Source organism: Pantoea sp. Morm, assembly GCF_016643525.1.
Taxonomy (GTDB): Bacteria; Pseudomonadota; Gammaproteobacteria; order Enterobacterales; family Enterobacteriaceae; genus Pantoea; species Pantoea dispersa.
This window is the reverse complement of the sequence record NZ_VOQX01000078.1, coordinates 1-20,537: the sequence shown is the minus strand read 5'-3', so window position 1 is coordinate 20,537 and position 20,537 is coordinate 1. Positions and strand designations below refer to the sequence as shown.

At 51.7% G+C, this 20,537-nt stretch carries 24 protein-coding genes and 2 pseudogenes; 20 read left to right on the top strand and 6 right to left on the bottom strand.

Annotated features, from left to right (window positions below):
* The 4 genes and pseudogenes from FT726_RS21130 to FT726_RS21115 all read right to left on the bottom strand — a co-directional run.
* Positions 1-424 (bottom strand): annotated as a pseudogene (locus tag FT726_RS21130) (phosphatidylinositol kinase); the annotation flags it as partial.
* 895 nt (positions 425-1,319) lie between these two features.
* Positions 1,320-2,030: a hypothetical protein gene (locus tag FT726_RS21125; RefSeq protein WP_346303391.1), complete on the bottom strand. Its 711-nt coding sequence runs from the start codon at positions 2,028-2,030 to the stop codon at positions 1,320-1,322.
* A 146-nt stretch (positions 2,031-2,176) separates the two neighbouring features.
* Positions 2,177-3,196 carry a tyrosine-type recombinase/integrase gene (locus FT726_RS21120; protein WP_346303390.1) on the bottom strand — a complete coding sequence of 340 codons (1,020 nt, stop codon included), beginning with the start codon at positions 3,194-3,196 and terminating at the stop codon, positions 2,177-2,179.
* A 9-nt stretch (positions 3,197-3,205) separates the two neighbouring features.
* Positions 3,206-3,811: a phage repressor protein CI gene (locus FT726_RS21115; protein WP_346303389.1), complete on the bottom strand. Its 606-nt coding sequence runs from the start codon at positions 3,809-3,811 to the stop codon at positions 3,206-3,208.
* Positions 3,812-3,900: 89 nt separating this feature from the next.
* Between FT726_RS21115 and FT726_RS21110 the strand changes: the two genes are divergently transcribed.
* The 13 genes and pseudogenes from FT726_RS21110 to FT726_RS21050 all read left to right on the top strand — a co-directional run bounded on the left by FT726_RS21110 (position 3,901) and on the right by FT726_RS21050 (position 13,419).
* Positions 3,901-4,137: a regulator gene (locus FT726_RS21110; RefSeq protein ID WP_239315397.1), complete on the top strand. Its 237-nt coding sequence runs from the start codon at positions 3,901-3,903 to the stop codon at positions 4,135-4,137.
* A gap of 34 nt (positions 4,138-4,171) precedes the next feature.
* Positions 4,172-4,681 carry a phage regulatory CII family protein gene (locus tag FT726_RS21105; RefSeq protein WP_346303388.1) on the top strand — a complete coding sequence of 170 codons (510 nt, stop codon included), beginning with the start codon at positions 4,172-4,174 and terminating at the stop codon, positions 4,679-4,681.
* Positions 4,682-4,691: 10 nt separating this feature from the next.
* On the top strand, positions 4,692-4,868 hold the full coding sequence (locus FT726_RS21100; RefSeq protein WP_346303387.1) for a phage filamentation protein Fil family protein: 177 nt from the start codon (positions 4,692-4,694) through the stop codon (positions 4,866-4,868).
* Positions 4,832-5,170 (top strand): DUF5347 family protein, encoded by a 339-nt coding sequence (locus tag FT726_RS21095; protein WP_058771669.1) that lies wholly within the window; start codon positions 4,832-4,834, stop codon positions 5,168-5,170. Before FT726_RS21100 ends, FT726_RS21095 begins: the two co-directional genes overlap by 37 nt.
* Positions 5,171-5,240: 70 nt before the next feature.
* The gene (locus FT726_RS21090; protein WP_166720133.1) at positions 5,241-5,468 is read left to right on the top strand and encodes a DUF2732 family protein; all 228 of its coding nucleotides are present in this window, start codon (positions 5,241-5,243) and stop codon (positions 5,466-5,468) included.
* The gene (locus tag FT726_RS21085; RefSeq protein ID WP_058771671.1) at positions 5,468-5,695 is read left to right on the top strand and encodes a TraR/DksA family transcriptional regulator; all 228 of its coding nucleotides are present in this window, start codon (positions 5,468-5,470) and stop codon (positions 5,693-5,695) included. The genes FT726_RS21090 and FT726_RS21085 overlap by 1 nt, the downstream gene beginning before the upstream one ends.
* Positions 5,692-6,555 (top strand): DNA adenine methylase, encoded by an 864-nt coding sequence (locus FT726_RS21080; RefSeq protein WP_346303386.1) that lies wholly within the window; start codon positions 5,692-5,694, stop codon positions 6,553-6,555. Before FT726_RS21085 ends, FT726_RS21080 begins: the two co-directional genes overlap by 4 nt.
* Entirely contained in the window at positions 6,552-7,577 is a 1,026-nt protein-coding gene (locus FT726_RS21075) for a DNA cytosine methyltransferase (RefSeq protein WP_346303385.1), read from the top strand. Before FT726_RS21080 ends, FT726_RS21075 begins: the two co-directional genes overlap by 4 nt.
* A complete protein-coding gene (locus tag FT726_RS21070; RefSeq protein ID WP_346303384.1) occupies positions 7,574-9,826 on the top strand; it encodes a replication endonuclease in 2,253 nt (750 codons plus the stop codon). The genes FT726_RS21075 and FT726_RS21070 overlap by 4 nt, the downstream gene beginning before the upstream one ends.
* A gap of 121 nt (positions 9,827-9,947) precedes the next feature.
* A complete protein-coding gene (locus FT726_RS21065) occupies positions 9,948-10,136 on the top strand; it encodes a hypothetical protein (RefSeq protein ID WP_166720137.1) in 189 nt (62 codons plus the stop codon).
* A gap of 14 nt (positions 10,137-10,150) precedes the next feature.
* A pseudogene (locus FT726_RS21060) lies at positions 10,151-10,384 on the top strand (DinI-like family protein).
* Between the two features lie 348 nt (positions 10,385-10,732).
* A complete protein-coding gene (locus FT726_RS21055) occupies positions 10,733-12,793 on the top strand; it encodes an ATP-binding domain-containing protein (RefSeq protein WP_346303383.1) in 2,061 nt (686 codons plus the stop codon).
* Positions 12,790-13,419 carry a hypothetical protein gene (locus tag FT726_RS21050; protein ID WP_346303382.1) on the top strand — a complete coding sequence of 210 codons (630 nt, stop codon included), beginning with the start codon at positions 12,790-12,792 and terminating at the stop codon, positions 13,417-13,419. The genes FT726_RS21055 and FT726_RS21050 overlap by 4 nt, the downstream gene beginning before the upstream one ends.
* 35 nt (positions 13,420-13,454) lie before the next feature.
* Here FT726_RS21050 and FT726_RS21045 read toward each other — a convergent pair whose 3' ends face one another.
* Both FT726_RS21045 and FT726_RS21040 read right to left on the bottom strand, forming a co-directional pair.
* Positions 13,455-14,486 (bottom strand): phage portal protein, encoded by a 1,032-nt coding sequence (locus tag FT726_RS21045; protein WP_346303381.1) that lies wholly within the window; start codon positions 14,484-14,486, stop codon positions 13,455-13,457.
* Positions 14,487-16,253 carry a terminase ATPase subunit family protein gene (locus FT726_RS21040; RefSeq protein WP_346303380.1) on the bottom strand — a complete coding sequence of 589 codons (1,767 nt, stop codon included), beginning with the start codon at positions 16,251-16,253 and terminating at the stop codon, positions 14,487-14,489. It abuts the gene before it with no gap.
* 143 nt (positions 16,254-16,396) lie between these two features.
* Here FT726_RS21040 and FT726_RS21035 point away from each other — a divergent pair, with 143 nt between their 5' ends.
* From FT726_RS21035 to FT726_RS21005, 7 genes are all read left to right on the top strand, one after another.
* Positions 16,397-17,251, top strand: a complete 855-nt coding sequence (locus FT726_RS21035) for a GPO family capsid scaffolding protein (protein WP_346303379.1) — start codon at positions 16,397-16,399, stop codon at positions 17,249-17,251.
* A 16-nt stretch (positions 17,252-17,267) separates the two neighbouring features.
* Positions 17,268-18,341 (top strand): phage major capsid protein, P2 family, encoded by a 1,074-nt coding sequence (locus FT726_RS21030; RefSeq protein WP_346303378.1) that lies wholly within the window; start codon positions 17,268-17,270, stop codon positions 18,339-18,341.
* Between the two features lie 3 nt (positions 18,342-18,344).
* Positions 18,345-18,992: a terminase endonuclease subunit gene (locus tag FT726_RS21025; RefSeq protein ID WP_346303377.1), complete on the top strand. Its 648-nt coding sequence runs from the start codon at positions 18,345-18,347 to the stop codon at positions 18,990-18,992.
* A gap of 99 nt (positions 18,993-19,091) precedes the next feature.
* On the top strand, positions 19,092-19,556 hold the full coding sequence (locus FT726_RS21020; RefSeq protein WP_346303376.1) for a head completion/stabilization protein: 465 nt from the start codon (positions 19,092-19,094) through the stop codon (positions 19,554-19,556).
* On the top strand, positions 19,556-19,759 hold the full coding sequence (locus tag FT726_RS21015) for a tail protein X (RefSeq protein ID WP_346303375.1): 204 nt from the start codon (positions 19,556-19,558) through the stop codon (positions 19,757-19,759). Before FT726_RS21020 ends, FT726_RS21015 begins: the two co-directional genes overlap by 1 nt.
* 3 nt (positions 19,760-19,762) lie before the next feature.
* Positions 19,763-19,975: a hypothetical protein gene (locus FT726_RS21010; RefSeq protein ID WP_058771663.1), complete on the top strand. Its 213-nt coding sequence runs from the start codon at positions 19,763-19,765 to the stop codon at positions 19,973-19,975.
* On the top strand, positions 19,956-20,465 hold the full coding sequence (locus tag FT726_RS21005) for a lysozyme (RefSeq protein WP_346303374.1): 510 nt from the start codon (positions 19,956-19,958) through the stop codon (positions 20,463-20,465). The genes FT726_RS21010 and FT726_RS21005 overlap by 20 nt, the downstream gene beginning before the upstream one ends.
* Positions 20,466-20,537: the final 72 nt, after the last annotated feature.

Here is a 20,537-nt window from a genome sequence, read left to right as displayed (position 1 = left end):
AGCGTTCGCTGACTGGGTTGTCATCTGCCGCCGTGAATTTCACCAGCACATGACCGCGTTCGGTATAGGTGCAGAATTTTGGCTGCTCGCCACCCGCAGATGAGCCCGGCACCTCACCAGCGCCCGCGGTCCGCGCCAGCCTGGGATACGCCGTCGCGCATTCCATGGGTGTTGGTACGGGCATTTCCAGAAAACGGCTGCGCGCCTGCTCGCCGATCAGCAGGTTGCCGATCGCATCATGACCTTGCGCCAGCAGCGCTCTGACGACATCTGCGTCCGCCCATTGTTCGGGATTCGCCGGCAGACCGAGCCCGCTGGCATAAGTCGAGGCATACGCTCTGCCGAGATAGCCCTGCGGTCGTATGTCAAACAGCCACCACGGCAGCCCGTCACTGTGAAAGCTTTTATGGTCCGCCTGCACCATCACAAACCCTTCCGGACGAACCGGAATCAGCTCGCCGAGAGGTTTGATTTTCCCTCATAGGTAACGCGGTAAATCGGGGCCGAGCGGAATCCGCGAAACGTATCCCGCAGGGCATACTGAATAGATGGACCCGCCCCGATTTTGACAATGTCATCAGCCAGTTCTCTAATCGCACGGGAAAGCGTAGGCTGGCTTATACCTATTTTTTCAATGAGTTGCCTTCCTGTCATCGGCCCGCTATTTAGAAGCTGACGTACGGTTTCCGCATGCGTAGACATGTGTTGAATCGCTTTATGAATAGATAGGTGAACAGATTTTTGAATGGGTAATTTAGCAGGTAAGCAGAGAGGAGTCATTGGGATGTACTGCGCCTGATGTGCAAAATGTGTGGTTCTGGGGGAGTTGAGGCTGCATGAAGTTTAGCGAGCTGGATTGTGGTGTCGTTGTCGTAAGAGGTGGTTGTTAAAACAACAACAGCGTGAGGCAGTATGAGCCGGAAAGGCTGGCAAAACAGGTGATTTCAGGTTGAAAACGGGAAGGGGGCTGCGTATTGGCGTTTTAACTGTATCAGCAAAAAACGCTGACCTTGCATCGCTATTGTTTAAATCTAAATAGCAAAGCCACCTGTTAAAGGGTGACTTAAGTAAATCAGATGAACAAGTTATTGGCGGCCTTCGCTAAGTTAGAACCACTGAACAAGCGATTATGAGTCCCAATTTGAAGCGTGAGGAATCAGTAACTTGCTGATTTTGATGTTTTCTTTAGGCCGAATAGTGATGAAAAGTGGCACATAGCGTTGCGCTCTGCTGCCACTTTGCTGCCAATAATCTTGGCATCCCTTTGCGTTAATAAACTTCTTTTAGTAGTAATTAGATAAGTGAATATTTCATATAAATTACTGTTTAGAACTTTCTTCAAGCAGCATTCCGATGAAATGATGTGAAGCGAGTACGTAATTTTGTAGTGGATATTGCATACCAGTTAACGATTTTCCAAGCTTTCCAGAAAATGATGGATAGGATTCTAGCTCTGCATCGACAACATTCAAGTGCTTGATTTTATTGTTGAGAACTCTACATTCATTAATTTCATTGAATGAAGGTAATGAGCTAAATTCAATGTTATATAAAAGGAACTTGCTTCTTATTTTGTCCCATCTATATGGTATATTAACTTCACTTAGCTCTATGCCCTCCTTTTTAGATATTAAACATGCTAATCCTTTGGACATGAATTGTTCTATCATGGCCCAAATATTTATGACAACACTATCATTAGCAACGTAAGCAGCCGCTTTATTCAATGAGTCGTAATGATTGATATTTTCCATATGTCTCATGAACCAGTATTGATAGGATTCGCTTTCTTCTTCAGTCAATTTGCTTTTTTGTTCTTCATCAAGGATGTTAAATTTTTCATAACGCTTACTTATCGCGGACTCATTATATTTGAAAGTGTTAAGAACAAATTGATGAAAAACAACTATTTCTTCAAGCTTAAACTTAAATTGTTGTAAAATGCTATGGAATTCAATCCCTTGAGGGAAGTAATGATCAAATCGCTCAACAAACATAAAATATTCAGAGGGAGTAAGTAGTTTATTCATTTTCTTAAGCTCTATTAATTATCATTTTAACTTGGCGTTCATTGAAGTAAAGGATATGCTTTTTGCTTTTGGCTAGAACGTAAGTTAATTTTTGATGATTTAGTTAATGGTATAGATAGCTTTCATATTTATTTTGATTAAATAAATCATATCTCCAGTTGAGACAAGGGGTTTAGCAATTTTGCTTCAACTAAATGCTCCGGTGCAAAATGCGCATACCGCATCGTAACCTTAATATCGGTATGTCCCAGAATCCGCTGAAGCACAAGAATGTTACCACCGTTCATCATGAAATGAGATGCGAAAGTGTGCCGCAAAACGTGCGTAAGCTGCCCATCAGGTGTCTCGATACCGGCGCGTTGCATAGCCTTTCTAAACGCTGAATAGCATGGTTTGAAGAGCAATTGCGCTTTTCTGCTCGATGGTAGTTCAGCCTGTAATTTTTCAGATATCGGCACCGCGCGGTTTTTCTTGCCTTTAGTTTTCATAAAGATGATCTGTCCGGCGCCAATTTGGTTTCCTTTCAAACCCTCGGCCTCACTCCAACGTGCTCCTGTTGCAAGGCAGATTTTCACAATCGTAGTCAGATCTTTTGAACGGCTGTTTTCACATTCGGCAAGGAGGGTTCTGATTTCCTCAATGGTGAGATACGCCATTTCCGATTCACTGATTTTAAACTCGCGCACGTTCTCTAGCGGATTTGGAGCGGTCCATTCGTCCAGCCGGCGCAGTTCGTTAAACATCGCCCTGAAATAAGCTAGTTCTAAATTCACCGTGCGCGGCGTAACCGTCTTCACTCGATTGGAGCGTGTGATTTTCCCGCTTAACCGCTGCTCGCGATAAGACGCAAAAATTTTCGCGTTAAACTCGGTTGCGAATGGGTTTCCCATCGCCTCGCAGGCGAACGCCATAGTGGTTCGCCGCTTCTCGCCATCCGCCAAGGTGATGCCATGCGTATTGAACCATAATTCAACCAGCTCTATTACCCTGCGCTTATCTGTTTTCTCTCCCAGCCAAGGCTTATCCTGAGCCTGATCCTTTACAAATTTCTCAAAAGACTGCGCTTCGCCTTTGGTGGCAAATTGGCGGCGTATCCTTTTGCCGTCTCGACCGTTCGGGAACACCTGAGCTTGCCATTTTCCGTTGGGTAATTTGCTAATCGCCATGCTTTGCCTTTAAAGATACTCAGTACGGGCAAGGACTTTGCCCAAAACCTTGATGTCATCCGCTTTACACTCGAATGAGGCTTTTCCATTCTCAACGCGAATGCGCCCGCCAGGAAAACGGTAAAGCTCTTTAACGCTGATGAGCTTATCAATCTCGATGAGCCACAGCCCATCAGTGATCTCTGCGGCGGTCATATCAACCAAATAATTCTGTTTCTCGAAATGTACTAACTGAGGAGCCTCAACATCGCTTGGCAAGAGCTGAGCGTCATATTCAACCCAAGCAGAGGATGAAAAGTTCCCATTTGTGATTTTCTTGAGTTCGATCTTGTTGGGTTTCTCATCTTTTTTTGTGATGTTTGAATCACCACGGCCGTACGTCAGCCACTCAAGCGAAGTACCAGTTTCCATAGAGCAGATAAGCACCCAATCAGCCGGAAAGTTCCCGCGCATTATGCGGTTAGCCATGGTGCTTTGAGAAACATTTAAATGGCGGCACAGCGCCTGTCGGGATGAAAAGCCATATGCCTGGACGATGCGTTCAATGGGATCTTTACCACCCTCCGGTAAAGTTGGTGCTTTACGACTCGTAAAATCTTTCGTTGACCTTTCCAATTTGTGATCCTAATATTCACTCGTCGTATCAAGACGTGTTTAATAGTGATGAATAGAGTTGGCTAGAACTCAACAGAGGATAGTGCATCATGACCCGTAAACTTTCAATGCGCCCTTCAATCAACCTCGTGATCTCAGAACCGTACATTACTGTCGAAGAGTTCTGTCGTCGCACTGGTTACAAGGAAGGCACCGTGCGCCAGATGTACCGTGAAAATCGTTTACCCATCCGGAAGAAAGAGGGCGTAAACGGACTAATCGAAATCAATATGGTTGCTCTAACTATCGAAGCAGCAGCTGGCTGCGAAATCACAATGCAGGGTTGATCTATCCATATTGGGATAACGACAGGGAATAATCATGTTTGATTTTCGTGTTTCCACACATACCGATTACGACGACGCCTGCCGCAAGTTTGCGCTTACGCACAACATGACGGAGCTGGCACAGCGGGCAGGTATGAAAGTGCAGACCCTACGCAACAAGCTGAACCCGGATCAAATGCATCAGCTGACCGTTCCTGAAGTGCTGTTGCTTACCGATCTGACCGAAGATGCCACGCTGATGGATGGCATGCTGGCACAGCTGCAGTGTCTTCCGTGCGTGCCGGTTAACGAACTGGCAAAAGAAAAGTTTCCGACGTACGTGCTGAAGGCGACCGCTGAAGTTGGGCATATGGCCGCTAGGGCCGCGAACCCGGAACGTATTACTGCAACCTGCCGTCGCGGTATTGTTGAGGCAGCAAACACCGGCATACGTTGCATGATGCTGGCAGCATTGGCGGTTCAGAACCGCATTCATTCAAACCCGACGCTGGCTTCAACCGTGGATGTAATTAGCGGTTTGAGCGCATCGATCGGTATGAGTTGAGGCCGGCTCGATGATCTCTTTAGCAGCACGCCTCAAGCGGCAGAATCCGTCAATGTCATATAGCAACGGCTGGATAATGGGTGAGAACGGCAAGCCGTGGCATCCGGTATTGAGCAGCCAGGGAAAAGAAGTAAAGCAAAGAGGTAAATCATGGCTATCGAAGGTAATGCCATGCTGGGTGAACTGACAGCAGGACAACGTGTTTCAGCGTTAAATCACCTTGCTGTAATTCGCTCTCAATTCGGCGGCAACTGTGAAAAAGAGTTATCCCGGTTCTTTGCTGATATGCGCGATGTGCGGGACAGCAATTATCAGGAAAATAAACGGGCTTTAAGTGCGGTTCTTTTTTTAGCGAACATCGGTAAAGACAGGCACGATGTTGATTTTAGTGAACTGACTACTGATGAAAAAACGGCGCTTATTCGTGCAATGAATCATTTAAAAGCAGTCGTGAGTTTATTCCCTAAAAGATTAGCTCTGCCTAATTAATTAACCAAACGAAATTAAATGGCGTAAACCCGCCGGGCATTGTTTTGCCCAAATACAGGAGAATTGGAGAATGCGAAATATTGAAACCCGTCAGTTTAAAAGTGATGACGACGCACTTGCTGCTCTGCTGAGTAAAGCGAAAAGCGAGCAGCGCTCAGACGATGCGCTGGCCGTATCTATCCACATTGCCGCGCTGGCAATTCATGCCCGCAAAAAGGAAATGTCTGCAGCAGAAATCATCGAGCTGCTGGACAAAGAGGCCGAGCGTTACGAGAACCAGGCGAGGGAGTTGCACTAATGGCCGATTCAATGGATTTGGTACAGCAGCGCGTGCAGGAGGAACTGGCGCGCAATCTGGCAAACGCAACTCATCGCCCGGCCGGGGCGAGTGAGTTTTTCTGCCTTTCATGCGGTGATGAAATCCCGGAGGCGCGCCGCCGTGCGCTGCCGGGCGTTTCTGAGTGCGTGACCTGTAAGGAAGTTGGTGAGCTGAAAAGCGCTCATTACAAAGGGGCCGCACTATGAAAACCATCCTGAAGTGGCCGGGCAGCAAAGCCGGCGTAATGACTGAGCTGGCGGCTCACCTGCCAGCCGGCGATCGTCTGGTCGAGCCGTTCGCCGGTTCCTGCGCAGTAATGATGAATACTGATTACCCGGAATGTCTGGTCGCTGACATCAACCCCGATTTAATCAACCTGTACCAGCAGGTAAAAGAGCACGCGCGCCCGTTTATCGTGCTCGCAGCGTCGCTTTTTAATCAGAACACGAGCGAGGAAAACTATTACCGGCTGCGCGATGAATTCAACAATAGCGCCTCAATGCCATTGCTTGAGCGCGCGGCGCACTTTCTCTATCTGAACAGCCACGGATACCGCGGAATTTGTCGCTATAACCGCCGCGGCGGATTCAACGTTCCTTACGGGAATTACACGGAGCCTTATTTCCCCCTGGCTGAAATCGAGGCGTTTGCCGAAAAAGCTCAGCGCGCGACGTTCATCTGTGCCGGTTATCAGGAAACCCTGATCATGATTAAAGGCGGTGACGTCGTGTATTGCGATCCGCCATATCACGGCACGTTTGCCGACTATCACACCGCCGGTTTTGACGACGATGACCAGTGCTCTCTGGTCTGCTACCTGCTGGGCATTGCTGACCGCAATCCAGTTGTCCTGTCCAACAGTGACACCCTGTTTACCCGCAGCATCCTGCGGGATTTCAACATCACCCGAATCAACACGTCCCGCTCAATTGGCGTAGCTGCTGGCGAGAAAAAGCGGGCGGCGGAAATTATCGCTGTGCGTAATCCGGTGGCCGGCGCTGAGTGGTCTGGTTTTGATTACGCGCCGGCAAGTGCCGACACAGCAAATTACCAGGCGGCCAAATGACAGCCTATTACAACGAATTCGATCCATTTGCAGCGCAGTGGCTGCGTAATCTTATCGACGCCAACCTAATTGCGCCGGGCGTCGTAGACGACAGGAGTATTACCGATGTTACAGCCTCCGATCTTAGAGGATTCACGCAGTGCCATTTCTTTGCCGGAATCGGCGGATGGAGCCTCGCCCTGCGTCTCGCAGGTGTGCCCGACACCTTCAACTGCTGGACAGGCTCACCACCATGCCAGCCGTTCAGTGCTGCCGGTAAACAGCTCGGCCAGCTTGACGAGCGCCACCTCGCCCCAACCTTTATGCGCCTCATCGCGCAGTGCCGCCCTCCAGTCCTTTTTGGCGAGCAGGTTGCGGCAGCAATTGGAAAACACTGGCTCGATGATTTATTCACTGAGCTGGAAGCTGAAGGCTACGCCTGCGGGGCGGCAGTATTGCCAGCGGCAAGTGTCGGTGCCCCGCACAAACGTGATCGGCTTTTCTTTGGGGCCGTGGCCCACGACGGGATGCAGCAACGACAGGTCGCCTACGCCAGGTGCCATACTGGCCGGCCATTATCGGGAGAACGGCAGCAAGCGGCAGTTCAGATTGCAGGATGTTGCGGGAACAGCTGCATGGCCAACGCCGACGACACGCGACCACAAGGACGGGTCGGAGTGCCTGAACGTGCCAATCAACAGCCTGCAGGGGCGTCAGGTTTGGCAGGCGGCCTGGACAACACCGGCGCATTCGGACGGAACGCGTGGCGGTACGGGAATAACGGAGGGTATGACGGGCAGCAGCCTGCCGCAGCTGGTAAAAATGGCGGGGCCGGTGCGCTTAACGGCTTCTGGTCAAATGTTGACTGGCTCGGATGCCGCGATGGAAAGTTCCGGCCAGCTGAATCCGGCACATTCCCGCTGGCTAATGGGATTCCCGCCAGAGTGGGACGACTGCGCGGTTATGGTAACGCGATCGTCCCGCAGCTAGCGGCTGAGTTCATTACTGCATTTATGGCAACAGTTGATGAGGTTGCCAAATGATTCTGGAATACGCTTACCCGTGGAACGCGCCACGGGAAGCTATCGCCAGTCCATATCCCACTTATGAGGAAATGCACAGCCGCAATAAGATGATTGCGGCTTTAGCGCGTGCGCATGAGCTACTCGAAAAGCAGCCTATGCTGATCCAGCTCGACGTAAAGCGCCGTGTCAGCGAGCTTGAAAAGACTCAGGGCATTGCCCGTGCCAATGCGTACTTAGCAAAAACATTTGTTGAGCGCACATTGCCACGCGTTGAATGCGTCAGTGAACAGTATCGCCTCGGAGTAATGAAGGGGAGCACTTTAAATCTGCTCGGCGAAAACGCAACTGACCGGAGCAATACGGCTGTAGCTGGCGGCCAGCTATTCGAACTTATGCGCCGCTTTAACCGCCTGCCGGATATGGCGCGCGCTGACGTCGATCTGCTGGCCGGGGATGTGGCTAATTTCATCCTCGCCGAGCTGGTACAGGCGCACGCGCAGGCCTGCGACGAGTCGGATTACAAATACACCCATCGCGTTTACATGACCGCCGCCACTATCACCCGAGAGCTGAGCCAGACGCCGCCGCTGTGGGAAAAGGTTACGTCCCGCCTGTTCGACCCGGAAGAAGTGACTCCGGCGATCATGCGCATGCAGACTGAAAAATGGTGGAAAGGGCGGCTGCGCCGTGTCGCCGCGTCGTGGCGTGAACATCTGCAGATCGCCCTGGCGAACGTCAGCAAAAAGCACACCCCCTACGCCAGCAGCATGAACGTCTCAGAGTGGCGCGAGCAGAAGCGCCGCACCCGTGAATTCCTGAAGGGCATGGAGCTGGAAGACGAGGAAGGCAACCGCATCAGTCTGATCGAAAAGTACGATGGCAGCGTGGCCAACCCGGCGATCCGCCGTTGCGAGCTGATGACGCGCATTCGCGGCTTCGAAAATATCTGCAACGCAATGGGCTTCGTTGGCGATTTTTACACGCTTACAGCCCCGTCGTGCTATCACGCTACCATCAAGACCGGCCATCGCAACCGCAAGTGGAACGGCGCCAGCCCGGCCGACACACAGCGCTATCTTTGCAGCGTCTGGCAAAAAATCCGCGCCAAACTGCACCGCGATGAAATCCGCATTTTCGGGATTCGCGTTGCCGAGCCTCATCACGACGCGACCCCGCACTGGCACATGCTGATGTTTATGCGTCCCGAACATGTTGATCGCGTACGCGAGATTATGCGCGACTATGCCTGGCAGGAAGACAGCGGCGAGCTGACGACCGATAAAGCCCGCAAAGCGCGTTTTCACGCCGAAGCCATTGACCCGGAAAAAGGCAGCGCAACCGGGTATGTGGCTAAATACATCTCGAAGAACATCGACGGTTACGCGCTCGACGGTGAAATTGACGACGAAAGCGGCAAAGAGCTGAAAGAGACTGCGCCGGCCGTTTCCGCCTGGGCGGCGCGCTGGCACATTCGTCAGTTCCAGTTTGTGGGCGGCGCGCCGGTGACGGTTTACCGCGAGCTGCGCCGCATGGCCGACAGCGAAACCGCGCACGGGCTCAGCGTTGAGTTTGCAGCTGCGCACGACGCTGCTGATGCGGGTGACTGGGCAGGCTACGTTAATGCGCAGGGCGGCCCGTTCGTGCGCCGCGATGAACTGGCCGTGCGCACCTGGTATCAGGCCAGCGAGGAAATGAACGAATACGGCGAGGAAACCGTGCGCATCAGGGGCGTTTTTGCTACTGAAGTCGGAGAAGATACGCCAATTTTAACCCGGCTAGCGCAGTGGAAAATTGTTCCGAAACGTGCCGTTGATTTTGCTTTTGACCTTCAGGACGCGCCCGCGTCCTCTCGGAGTTCTGTCAATAACTGTACGGGAGGTTTGAGATCTGAGGATTCGAACCCGCCGGAAAGTTTCGACAAAATTGACCCTGACGGCATGAGCAGGAAAGAGCGCCGGCGATTGCTGGCGCAAATCAGGGCGCAGCAACCTCAAAAACTACATAAGAAGCTCCGGCGATCGGACAAAATCGAAGCTGCGTGCGACAACTTGATAAGCCAGGTGAGAGATTTAAGCGGTGAAACTATCAGTCGCGGTCTGGCCGTGCGCCTCATTGGTGGTACTCAGACCGAGATTGCCGGGCGGATGTTCCGCAGCTCCGCTTATGGAGACTTGCTCAGGCCTCATCGTGGCCTTAATTCCGCAGGTATTTTAGAGCGAGTTAAGCGGCTGGCGAGCAAGGCATCTAAGCGAAGGGGCGCTGAGTAATTGCATTGAGTTCAAAGGCATACTTTAGGACTTAAACTGATTGAACCTAAAAAACCATTTCACATTTGAGATTTCATAATATACTGTATGTATAACCAGTGTTTGATTGTGCGGAGGGATTATGCAGGATTATTTTTCGGAGTCAATGAAGCTTCAACGCATTGATTTCTTTTTAAAACTTGTTGCTGCTAGCGATTGTACTGATGAAGAAAAACGCCTCGCAATTCAGTGGGTTTCTGAACTTACTGACGAGTTATTGCGAAAGGTGAGAAATCATGATTATTCAAAAATGATGCATGCTTCAGAATAGCGATGGGGTAAGTGATGCGCATCGAGATTATGATCGATAAAGAGCAAAAAATTAGGCAGGGTGTCCTTACCGCCCTTGAGGCCGAAGTCTACAAGAACTTGTTACCTGTATATCCCAAAACCAACATACGCATTTGAAAGGGCAGCGCTAACGGTGTGGAGTTGAGTGGTCTGAAGCTCGATGCTGAAAAAAAGAATGTCATGGACATACTTCAGCCAGTTTGGGAAGACGACAGCTGGCAACATTGATAATCCCGGCAGGGCCAAAAACTTGTTTTTTGGCCGCTGGCGGGGTTGAACAACTCGCCGGGCGAGGCGTTAGGCAGTCTGCTTTGATGGTTCTCCGGCAGTGACGCGTAGTGCATGCCTATGCCGCATGAATTCGCATGATCCCAAAAGGATCAAATCTACCCCGGCCCGCCAGTTCTGGCGGGCTTTTTCATATGTCATGCAGGTGCATGAAAACCACTGCATAAAGCGGGCAGGCGTGGCGGGGGTACGAGCGCGCGCAACAACTTTTTTATCCACTTTACAACTAGCTGACCAAACTGAGCTGAAAAGTGACAAATTTAATTGAAAAATCTGATGAGTCAGTAGATGATTAAAAGCATCACAACCAGTTTGCAAAGGTTTAAAATGAGCAGCTTCTTTTATATTCAACCTGAATTAAAAAATGATAAGAATGCCAAATTTATAAATTTGCTTGAGGAATACTCAAATGAAAAGCAAAGGCAGGTTTATGCCATAAAAAATCCTTTAGGTGAAAATAAGTATAACTATAATAAGGATGATGCTTTTGTTGTTTTAAGTCCCGGCTATAAAATGACCTTTATTGACTGCGGCGATGATGAAGATGAATTTGATAATTATGAAGAGGACTTCATTGAGGATTTAGGTTCTCTTTCTGATAAATACAGCTACAAAGATACTATTGGAAGGCCTCGAGATTGGAGGAAAAAGCTTGTCGCTAAACACAAAGTCAGTGAGGATGTAACTGACTTTGAGGCATTCTTTTTAGAGCTTAAAATAGCTGATGGGGCCTTGTCAAAAAAAAGCGAACTAATAATATCGTTGTTAACAGGTAGCATAAATAACATTGACAAAGTTAAGGGTAATGTACCTGATAATATTTTGGATAAGGTAAAGCAGAAAATAATTTTGTTTGATGGTGATCAGACTCGTTTTGTGTACCAAAAGTTTGACAAGAAAAAAGTTATTATTCAGGGGCTCTCTGGTACTGGAAAAACTGAACTTTTGTTGCATAAGCTAAAAGAGATCTATCTCGATAAAAATAATGCTGACAGTAGAATTATTTTTACTTGTCATAATAAGATTTTAGCTGACAGTATGCGAAAGCGTATACCTGAATTTTTTAACTTCATGAAAGTTGAACAGCAAATCAGTTGGAATGAGCGCTTATGGTGTGTCAATGCTTGGGGCTCACAGCATGATAGTAATTCCGGCGCTTACAGACATATTTGCGAATATTATGGGATAAGTTTTCACCGATTTAGTTATGTAATGACATTTGATAGGGTTTGTAGAATTGCATTGGATGAATTAAAGAAAATACCAGAAAAAGATTTCAACCACTGCTTTGATTTTATGTTAGTAGATGAAAGTCAGGATTTCCCTGCGAGTTTTGTTGAGCTATGTGAGCTTGTAACTCGTGACACAATTTATGTTGCAGGGGATATTTTTCAGAGTATTTTTGATACAAATGTTTCAAATGAGATCCAACCAGACTTTTTACTTAGCAAATGTTATCGCACTGATCCGCGCACTTTAATGTTTGCTCATGGACTTGGCATGGGGCTTTTTGAAAAAGAACCACTTACCTGGTTGATGCGCGAGGAGTGGGAAGCTTGTGGATATATGGTTGATGATTCTGAACGCAAGAAATTAAGATTGAAAAGGGAGCCTCTTCGCAGATTTGAAGATGTTACAGATGCAAAAATCCACAGTATTGAACTTATAGATTCATCTTCAGAGACCGAAGCAAGTGAAATTATTAAGGTTTTAGAGAAAATAAAGGATGAAAATCCTACTGTTCTTGCTGACGATATTGGCATTACTTTTATCGACCAAGCAAAAGCAATATTTAAGACAGCTGATAAACTTGAACAAAGCGTTCCCAGAAAATTTGGATGGCGCGTAAACAAAGCATATGAAACGAAGGAAAAGCTTAAGGATACTTTATTTATTAGTAACAAGAACCATGTTAAGGGCTTAGAGTTCCCATTTGTTATTTGTGTGACTAGAGATATTGGACGCAGCCATTCATACAGGAATTCTTTGTATATGATGCTGACGCGTTCGTTTATAAGGTCTTATCTATTATTGGGAGAAGATAATGATGAACTCCAAGAATCAATAGGTAATGGACTAGAAATAATAAATGAACATGGATATATGGATATAGTTATACCGCCTAAAGATGTAATAGCTAAAATTAGAACCACAATAAAATATGATGAGAAGAATATTTCTCATTATGATTTTGTTGCGCGAATATTCGATGAGCTAAACGTGGAGGCTATCTTTAGACCTCAGCTCTATGAAATCATAAAGAGTATTATTCCTGACTCTTTCGATTCTGACAGGATTACAAAGGTAATATTGTTCAACTATGATGAAATGCTTCAGGAGACAAAGTGAAAAAGGAATTTTATTTTAATCTTGATCAAGCCCAGTGTGACTGGGCCTTTAAAGCTATTAGAAGTAAAGTCGATGTCGTTGAAATTCTTATGAGGGTTTTAAAGACAATTTCGATATATGTGGAGCCTTCACCTGAAGAAGTTGTGGGTAAAATTAAGTTGCACATAGGAAAAATGAGTCGTTTGTTTTTTTTCAAGGATGATAAGTATTATTCAATGTCATTCCCTTTCTTTGTCGAGAACAGAGAAGGGCAGTTTTTCTTTAGTAGTATCGATATTGATGATATAGATAGTTATATAACCTCTAAAGTTATTTCAATTATTAATGACCCTAAGTTTCAAAATGCTTCGTCTTGGGCTTTTATTGAGCCTTTTTTAGAAATGGACGAACAAAATACCGTTCCTGGTTTTTGGTCTTTCTTTAAAATGTTATTGACATATGAAGATGGATACATCAGGTACGATGTAGACGCAGTCAGGGAAGACGGAGATAAACACCCCCTTTATCATTTTGATGTGTTTTATTCAAGCTCTCCAACATTTAAAATTGGTTTGAGAAAACACTTCACAAATGATCTTATGATCGATTTTTTAGATATAAGCACAGACTGCCACTTTTTGAAGTGATTCTTTTTGTTAGCTGGCATATTGCCAGCTTTTTTTTAAGATAATGTATAGTCTGAAAACTTTACTGCTTCTTCACCAATCCATTCGTTAATCTCTAAGAATCTTTTTTGAAGAGGTAAAAGTTCATTTCTGACAAAAACCTTACTTGCTTTCTCAATATCACCAAAACCTCCTACATTATTCGGCATAATCCCCATCATCTGCGGAGGTACGCGGTGCGCGGCCATCATGTCATCGCGACTGACGTTCTTGATGTTCAGGAACTCATCTTTGGCCGCCACCTCTGACAACGGGATGATCTGGATCCCGTCTTTCTTTCCGTTCGGCGAGTACATGAACAGGTTGCGGAAGTTGCCCGGCCCCTTCGCGCTTTTCATCGCTTTGCGGATATTGTCCACATCCTCCTGATTTTGCGCCGCGTCGGTCATGTACATGATAAACCCGGCGTGACTGCCGTTGAGGTAATACTTGCGGCGAAACAGCGTCGCCGACTCGTTCAGCAGCGTGGACGGAATGGCGGACAGGTATTCCGGCAGTCCGTAGATTTCCTGATTCAGGTCCGGCTCCATCAGGTGAAAGACGCTGCCGGTTGCGAACTGGTACGGCTGCGTGTTCAGGCCGTACTGCGCGAACCAGTATGTGTCCAGGTCGGTGCCGCGACGGGTAAATTTTGCCAGCGCCGGCTCAAGCGTCAGCACGCCGCCGAGACGGTTAGTGCGCTTCTCCAGGTAGGCATTACCGAACACCAGATAGTCCTGAATGAAGCGGCTGAATGCCTGCTGACTCAGTAGCGGATGAGGGATGAAGGTGCTGGTCAGAATGTTGCGCTTCACATTGATCGGCGAGCTGTGATGTACAGCGGCGCGGAACGTGCGCGCCAGCCCGTCAAAGCTCACCGGCGGTTCATACCAGCGATCGGTTATCACACATTCCACGTAATCCAGCAGCTCGCGGCGGTCCAGAACCGGTACCGGATCGCCAAAGGTGAACGCTTCCGCCGTGGTGCCGCCTGCCATATTATTTTGCTGCACGGGCTGGGTGCGCGTGCGGTTCCTGCGTTTACTCATTTAAAAAATCTCCATGATGTTGCGGCTGTTGGCGGATTCGCCCTGCAGCGGTTCGTTCGCCAGCGCGTGCATGGTTGCCCAGGCTAAATCCGCGTGGCTGGCTTCTTCGCTGCGGCTGGCTTCGTAAGTGGGGCGGTTGCCGCTGGCCGTGGTGGCGCGGCGGATTGCCATGAATGACTGCGCGATGTCGAGGTGGCCGGCGTCAAACTCCAGCCGGCCGCTGCTGATGATGTCGAACGCTTTCAGTACAAGGGCGTTTTTCACGTTCGGGTTGTAAACGAACTCTTTTACTGCGGGGAAAAACATCTTCACGTTCTCGTACACGCCGAGACCAACGCCGGTGGAGTCGATGCCGATATAGGTGACGTTATACTGCTGCGTCAGTTTTTTGATGGACTCCGCCTGCGCGCGGAAGTCCATTCCGCGCCACTGGTGGCGCTCCAGAATGCGGAACTTGCCGCCGGACACGGCTGGCGGCGCGATTACCACGCAGCCGGCGCTGTCGCCGTTCTGCGTGCCCTTTGCTGGGTCGTACCCGATCCACACCTCGCGCCAGCCAAACGGACGCAGCGCCAGCGCCTCAAAGTCGGACCACACCTCCCAGCTGTCCACCATGCACTTTTGCAGCAGCTGCAGCGGGAATACGGACGCCAGGTCGTCCACGAATTCGCACATCAGCAGGTTCTGGTATTCCGGCGGGCTGTACTCCAGCCGCAGCTGGTCGAGGTCGAACAGGTTACAGCCGCCGCGCACGGCGTCCTCTACCGTGACGATCTGGCGGAATTGGCCGTCGTCGCAGAAGCGGCCCGGCGACAGGCTCGCGTGGGTCAGGTCGATGTCCACGCGATCGGCTTTGGCACGGCCCCGGTTAAATAGCGCGCCGGACCAGAACGGATAGGCGCTGTGCGTAAGGCTGGACGGCGTGGAAAAGTAGGTCTGGCGCCACTTCTTGTGCAGCGCCATGCCGGACGCCACCTTGCGCAGCTCCTGAAATTTCGGGATCCAGAAATATTCGTCCAGATACAGGTTGCCGTGGTAGCTCTGCGCGGTGCGTGCGTTGGTGCCGAGGAAGTACAGGCCCGCGCCGTTGGCGAGCGTCATCGGGTCCCCCTTCAGCTCTACGTCCACCTCTTTAGCGAACTCGATGATGTACTGTTTGAATACGTGCGCCTGCGCCTTACTGGCTGACAGGAAAATCTGGTTGCGCCCGGTGGTCAGCGCATCGATCAGCGCCTCGCGGGCAAAGTAGAAGGTGGCGCCGATCTGGCGCGACTTCAGCACGTTGCGGATGCGGTGCTTGTTGCCGGCGTCCCACCACTGGCGCTGGTAGCCGAACATTGAGCTGTGAAAAATCTCCTGCAGCTTCTCGATCTGCTCGTCGCTGAACAGGTTCTTTTCCGGCGGCTTTCGTGGCCCGCTGTTGCGGTTCGCCACTTTCGGGTTCAGGTCCGCTTCATTCCCGCCGTTGTTAAACTTGCCGATACGGGCGTGGCGCTCGGACTGGCGCGCCAGCAGGTCAATCTCCTTGTAGTCTTTCCCTTCTTTCGTCTCCTTCATGACCAGCTGGCAGTAGCGTGCGGCGGTGGTCAGTTGCATCTGATCGAGCGGGCCGTAGTCGCCCCACTTATCGCGCTTTTTCCAGCTGTGAACGGTTGCGGGTTTCTCTCCCAGCATTTCAGCAATGCGGGCGATACGGTATCCCTGAAAGTACAGGAGCATAGCCTGCCTGCGGGGATCGAGGTCTTCGGGGGCGAGTGTCGTTGTCATGGCCCCAAAATACGGGCCCGCCGGTGCCTTTTCCGCTGCCCCTCATTGTGTGGTGAGCCGCACAACGTCCCCGCGTTGTTTCGATACCCCTCCCGCCGCAAACATAAGGCTCTCAGACGTTTAAAACCAACGGAGCCTGGCTCATGACAGTGACTGCAAAGCGTTTTCGTATCGGGGTGGAAGGTGCCACCACGGACGGGCGCGAAATTTCCCGTGAATGGCTGGTACAGATGGCCGCCAGTTACGATCCGGCGGTATACACCGCGAGTATCAATCTGGAGCACATCAAGGCGTATTCGCCGGACAACACCTTTAACCGCTACGGCACGGTGTCCGCGCTGGTCGCAGAAGAAATCAGCGCCGGGCAGCTGGCCGGGAAGATGGCGCTCTATGCCGACATCATGCCGACGGACTCTTTGGTTGAACTGGTGAAAAAAGGGCAGAAGCTTTTCACCTCTATGGAGGTCAGCACCAAGTTTGCCGACACCGGCAAGGCGTATCTGGTCGGCCTGGCCGCCACTGACGACCCGGCAAGCCTCGGCACCGAAATGCTGCAGTTCAGCGCAAAGGCGGAGCACAACCCGCTCGCAAACCGCAAGCAGCACCCTGACAACCTTTTTACCGCCGCGACCGAAACCGCGATCGAGCTGGAAGACGCGCCGGACGAAAAGCCCGCACTGTTTGCCCGCGTCAAAGCCATGTTCAGCAAGCCGCAGCAGACCGACAGCGCGCGCTTTAACGACGTGCATCAGGCTGTGGAACTGATCGCCAGCGAACAGCAGGCGTATGGCGTCCGCACCGATAAGACGCTGGGCGAGCAGGCGGAACGTCTGAGCCAGCTGGAAATCAGCCTGAACGAACAGCTGGAAGATTTGAAAGCACAGCGCGACGCGTTCAGCGAACTGAAGCAGCAGCTGGAAAGCGAAGACGGGCGCAAAGATTTTCGCCCACGCACGCCGGGTGGCACTGCGCCAGCCGAACACCTGACCAACTGCTAAAGGAGCAGCAAACCCCATGAAAAAGAATACCCGCTTTGCGTTTAACGCTTACCTGACGCAGCTGGCAAAACTCAACGGTGTGCCGGTCGAGGAGCTGTCGAGCAAATTCAATGTCGAGCCGTCTGTAGCGCAGACGCTGGAAGATACCATTCAGCAGTCAGCCGCCTTCCTGACGCTGATTAACGTGGTGCCAGTCACTGAACAGTCCGGCCAGCTGCTGGGTCTGGGCGTTGGAGGCTCCATTGCCGGCACCACTGATACCAGCACAAAAGACCGCGAGCCGGTCGATCCAACGGAAATGACCGGCACGGAATATAAGTGCGAGCAGACCAACTTTGATACCGCGCTGAACTACGCGAAGCTGGACATGTGGGCGAAGTTTCAGGACTTCCAGACCCGTATCCGCAACGCCATCGTGAAGCGGCAGGCGCTGGACCGAATCACCATCGGCTTTAACGGCGTTAAGCGCGCTAAAACCTCCAACCGCACCGAAAACCCCATGCTGCAGGACGTTAACAAAGGCTGGCTGCAGAAGCTGCGCGAAGACGCTGCGGATAACGTGATGGGCAGCATCACAAAGGACGGCGAAACAACCGCCGCGCCGGTGAAGGTCGGCAAGGGTGGCGTGTATCTCAATCTCGACGCGCTGGTGATGGACGCTGTAAACGAACTGATCGATCCGATTTTCCAGGACGACGACGGTCTGGTGGTGATCTGCGGACGCGAGCTGCTGTCCGATAAATATTTCCCGCTGGTAAACAACGAGCAGGACAACACCAACAAGCTCGCCGCCGATCTGATCATCAGCCAGAAACGCATGGGCGGCCTGCAGGCGGTGCGCGCGCCGTTCTTCCCGGCAAAAGCGGTGCTGATCACCCGCCTGGACAACCTGTCCATTTACTGGCAGGAGGAAACCCGCCGCCGCTCGGTTATCGATAACCCGAAACGCGACCGCATCGAGAACTTTGAATCAGTTAACGAAGCGTACGTGATCGAGGATTACCGCTGCGCCGCGCTGGTTGAAAACATCGAAATCGTCGTTCCTGTGCCTGAAACGACACAGTCAGCAGACGCTGGCGCGGGAGCGTAACAGATGAGCCTGAGTCCCGCCCGGCAGCACCGCCAGCGCGTTCAGGCTGAACAGGCCGCCCGACAGGGCGGCAGTGTTCGCCACGCCAGCGGCTACGAGCTGATGCTGATGCAGCTCGGCGAAGACCGCCGCCGCCTGAAGGGCATCCAGTCCACCGTTAAAAAAGCCGAAATTAAAATCGAGGTTCTGCCGAAGTACGCCGCCTGGGTGAATGGCGTGCTGGCCGCAGAAGCTGAGCAGCAGGACGACGTGGTGATGTTCGTCATGCTCTGGCGCATTGACGCCGGGGATTATGCCGGCGCACTGGAAATTGCCCGCCATGCAGTCAGCCGCGGCTGGGGAATGCCGATCGGCAACCGCAACACGCAGACGGTGCTGGCCGAGGAGATGGCCGACGCGGCAAAAAATGCCCTGCTGGCAAAAACGGATTTCGACGTAGCACTGCTGCTGCAGACGCTGGACGTGATCGGCGAACTGGATATGCCGGACCAGTCACGCGCCCGCCTGCACAAGTCCATCGGCTGGATGCTCGCCGACAGCAGCCCGGCCTCGGCCCTGAACCACCTGACCCGCGCGCTGCAGCTTGACGAGAAGTGCGGCGTGAAAAAAGACATTGAGCAGCTGACGCGGAAAATCCGCAACGCCAGCTGATAACCGGACGTGCCCACGCGCGGGGCGGCACGGGGTGGCGACTGGCTTAGCCTTATCAAAACCCCGTCCACCGCCCAACCTTTTCAGGAGTAGCAATTGATGGAATTTGTAGCGCCGCAGAAGGCGGCGGGAACGCCGGAAACAATCCCCAATAACTCATTCTGGCCGGACATCGATCTGGCGAAGTTCCGAACCGCAATGCGCGTTGACGGCACCGTGACACCGGAGCGCCTGCGGCAGGTGGTGCTGACCGCAATGGCCGAAGTGAACGCGGAGCTTTACCCGTGGCGCGAACAGCAGGAGCTGCGCGGCTTTAACAGCCTGGCCGATGTGCCGGGTGAGAAGCTGGCCGGCGAGAGTGCCCGCCTGCATCACTACCAGAATGCGGTGTGGTGCTGGACCCGCGCGGTGCTCAACGAGCGCTACCAGGATTTCGACGCCACCGCCGCCGCCATGAAGCGCGGTGATGAACTGGCGGACGCCACCGGCGATCTGTGGCGGGACGCGCGCTGGGCGGTCAGCCGCGTGCAGAACCTGCCGCACTGCACCGTCGAGCTTATCTGATGAAAGTGCGTGCGCAGCAGTACGACACAGTGGACGCGCTCTGCTGGCGCCACTACGGGCGCATGCAGGGCATAACCGAGCAGGTCTTACAGGCGAATCCGGGGCTGGCGGAGCACGGCCCAATCCTGCCGCACGGGCTGGAGGTGGAAATGCCGGACGTGACAACGGCGGCAACCGTGCAGGCCGTCCAGCTTTGGGACTGAACTATGTGGGAGAGAATCTGCACTTTTATCACCTGGTGCATCGCGGTGGTGATGGCGTGGCTGGGTGGCATGAACCTGAAAGACGCGTCAACGGTGGCTGGCGTTCTGATCGGCCTGCTGATGGCGCTGATCAGCTGGTACTACAAGCACAAAACCTATCAGCTGCTGGCAAGCGGGCGCATCACGCGGGAGGACTATGAATCTGCAAACCGTTAAGCGCTGCAGCGTCGGCGCGGTGCTGGCCATCGCCGCGATGCTGCCGGGCTTTCAGACGCTGCACACCTCGCCGGAGGGACTGAAGCTTATCGCAGATTACGAGGGGTGCCGGCTAAAGCCGTACCTGTGCGATGCGGGCAGGTGGACAGACGGCATCGGCAACACGGTGGGCGTCATTCCCGGAAAGACAATCACCGAGCGGCAGGCGGCGGGGAACTTCATCACCAACGTGTTACGCGTCGAGGCGGCACTGGCGCGCTGCGTGGCGGTTTCCATGCCGCAGCAGGTTTACGACGCGCTGGTGTCGCTGGCGTTCAACGTTGGCACCGGCAACGCCTGCGGCTCAACCATGGTGACGTTGCTGAAAAAAGGGAAATGGCGCGAGGCGTGTTATCAGCTGCCGCGCTGGGTGTACGTGAAGGGCGTATTTAATATCGGACTGGATAACCGGCGCCAGCGGGAGCTGGCCTGGTGTCTGAAAGGAGCGTGAGAGATGAGTAAACGTAATCAGGGGCTGGTTGTGTGGGGCGTGCTGCTGACGCTTGTGATGATGTCGCTGATG

Coding starts and splice junctions, on each gene's coding strand:
- FT726_RS21125 (WP_346303391.1), bottom strand. CDS start 2,030: ATGAATAAACTACTTACTCCCTCTGAATATTTTATGTTTGTTGAGCGA.
- FT726_RS21120 (WP_346303390.1), bottom strand. CDS start 3,196: ATGGCGATTAGCAAATTACCCAACGGAAAATGGCAAGCTCAGGTGTTC.
- FT726_RS21110 (WP_239315397.1), top strand. CDS start 3,901: ATGACCCGTAAACTTTCAATGCGCCCTTCAATCAACCTCGTGATCTCA.
- FT726_RS21105 (WP_346303388.1), top strand. CDS start 4,172: ATGTTTGATTTTCGTGTTTCCACACATACCGATTACGACGACGCCTGC.
- FT726_RS21100 (WP_346303387.1), top strand. CDS start 4,692: ATGATCTCTTTAGCAGCACGCCTCAAGCGGCAGAATCCGTCAATGTCA.
- FT726_RS21095 (WP_058771669.1), top strand. CDS start 4,832: ATGGCTATCGAAGGTAATGCCATGCTGGGTGAACTGACAGCAGGACAA.
- FT726_RS21090 (WP_166720133.1), top strand. CDS start 5,241: ATGCGAAATATTGAAACCCGTCAGTTTAAAAGTGATGACGACGCACTT.
- FT726_RS21085 (WP_058771671.1), top strand. CDS start 5,468: ATGGCCGATTCAATGGATTTGGTACAGCAGCGCGTGCAGGAGGAACTG.
- FT726_RS21080 (WP_346303386.1), top strand. CDS start 5,692: ATGAAAACCATCCTGAAGTGGCCGGGCAGCAAAGCCGGCGTAATGACT.
- FT726_RS21075 (WP_346303385.1), top strand. CDS start 6,552: ATGACAGCCTATTACAACGAATTCGATCCATTTGCAGCGCAGTGGCTG.
- FT726_RS21070 (WP_346303384.1), top strand. CDS start 7,574: ATGATTCTGGAATACGCTTACCCGTGGAACGCGCCACGGGAAGCTATC.
- FT726_RS21065 (WP_166720137.1), top strand. CDS start 9,948: ATGCAGGATTATTTTTCGGAGTCAATGAAGCTTCAACGCATTGATTTC.
- FT726_RS21055 (WP_346303383.1), top strand. CDS start 10,733: ATGATTAAAAGCATCACAACCAGTTTGCAAAGGTTTAAAATGAGCAGC.
- FT726_RS21045 (WP_346303381.1), bottom strand. CDS start 14,486: ATGAGTAAACGCAGGAACCGCACGCGCACCCAGCCCGTGCAGCAAAAT.
- FT726_RS21040 (WP_346303380.1), bottom strand. CDS start 16,253: ATGACAACGACACTCGCCCCCGAAGACCTCGATCCCCGCAGGCAGGCT.
- FT726_RS21035 (WP_346303379.1), top strand. CDS start 16,397: ATGACAGTGACTGCAAAGCGTTTTCGTATCGGGGTGGAAGGTGCCACC.
- FT726_RS21030 (WP_346303378.1), top strand. CDS start 17,268: ATGAAAAAGAATACCCGCTTTGCGTTTAACGCTTACCTGACGCAGCTG.
- FT726_RS21025 (WP_346303377.1), top strand. CDS start 18,345: ATGAGCCTGAGTCCCGCCCGGCAGCACCGCCAGCGCGTTCAGGCTGAA.
- FT726_RS21020 (WP_346303376.1), top strand. CDS start 19,092: ATGGAATTTGTAGCGCCGCAGAAGGCGGCGGGAACGCCGGAAACAATC.
- FT726_RS21015 (WP_346303375.1), top strand. CDS start 19,556: ATGAAAGTGCGTGCGCAGCAGTACGACACAGTGGACGCGCTCTGCTGG.
- FT726_RS21010 (WP_058771663.1), top strand. CDS start 19,763: ATGTGGGAGAGAATCTGCACTTTTATCACCTGGTGCATCGCGGTGGTG.
- FT726_RS21005 (WP_346303374.1), top strand. CDS start 19,956: ATGAATCTGCAAACCGTTAAGCGCTGCAGCGTCGGCGCGGTGCTGGCC.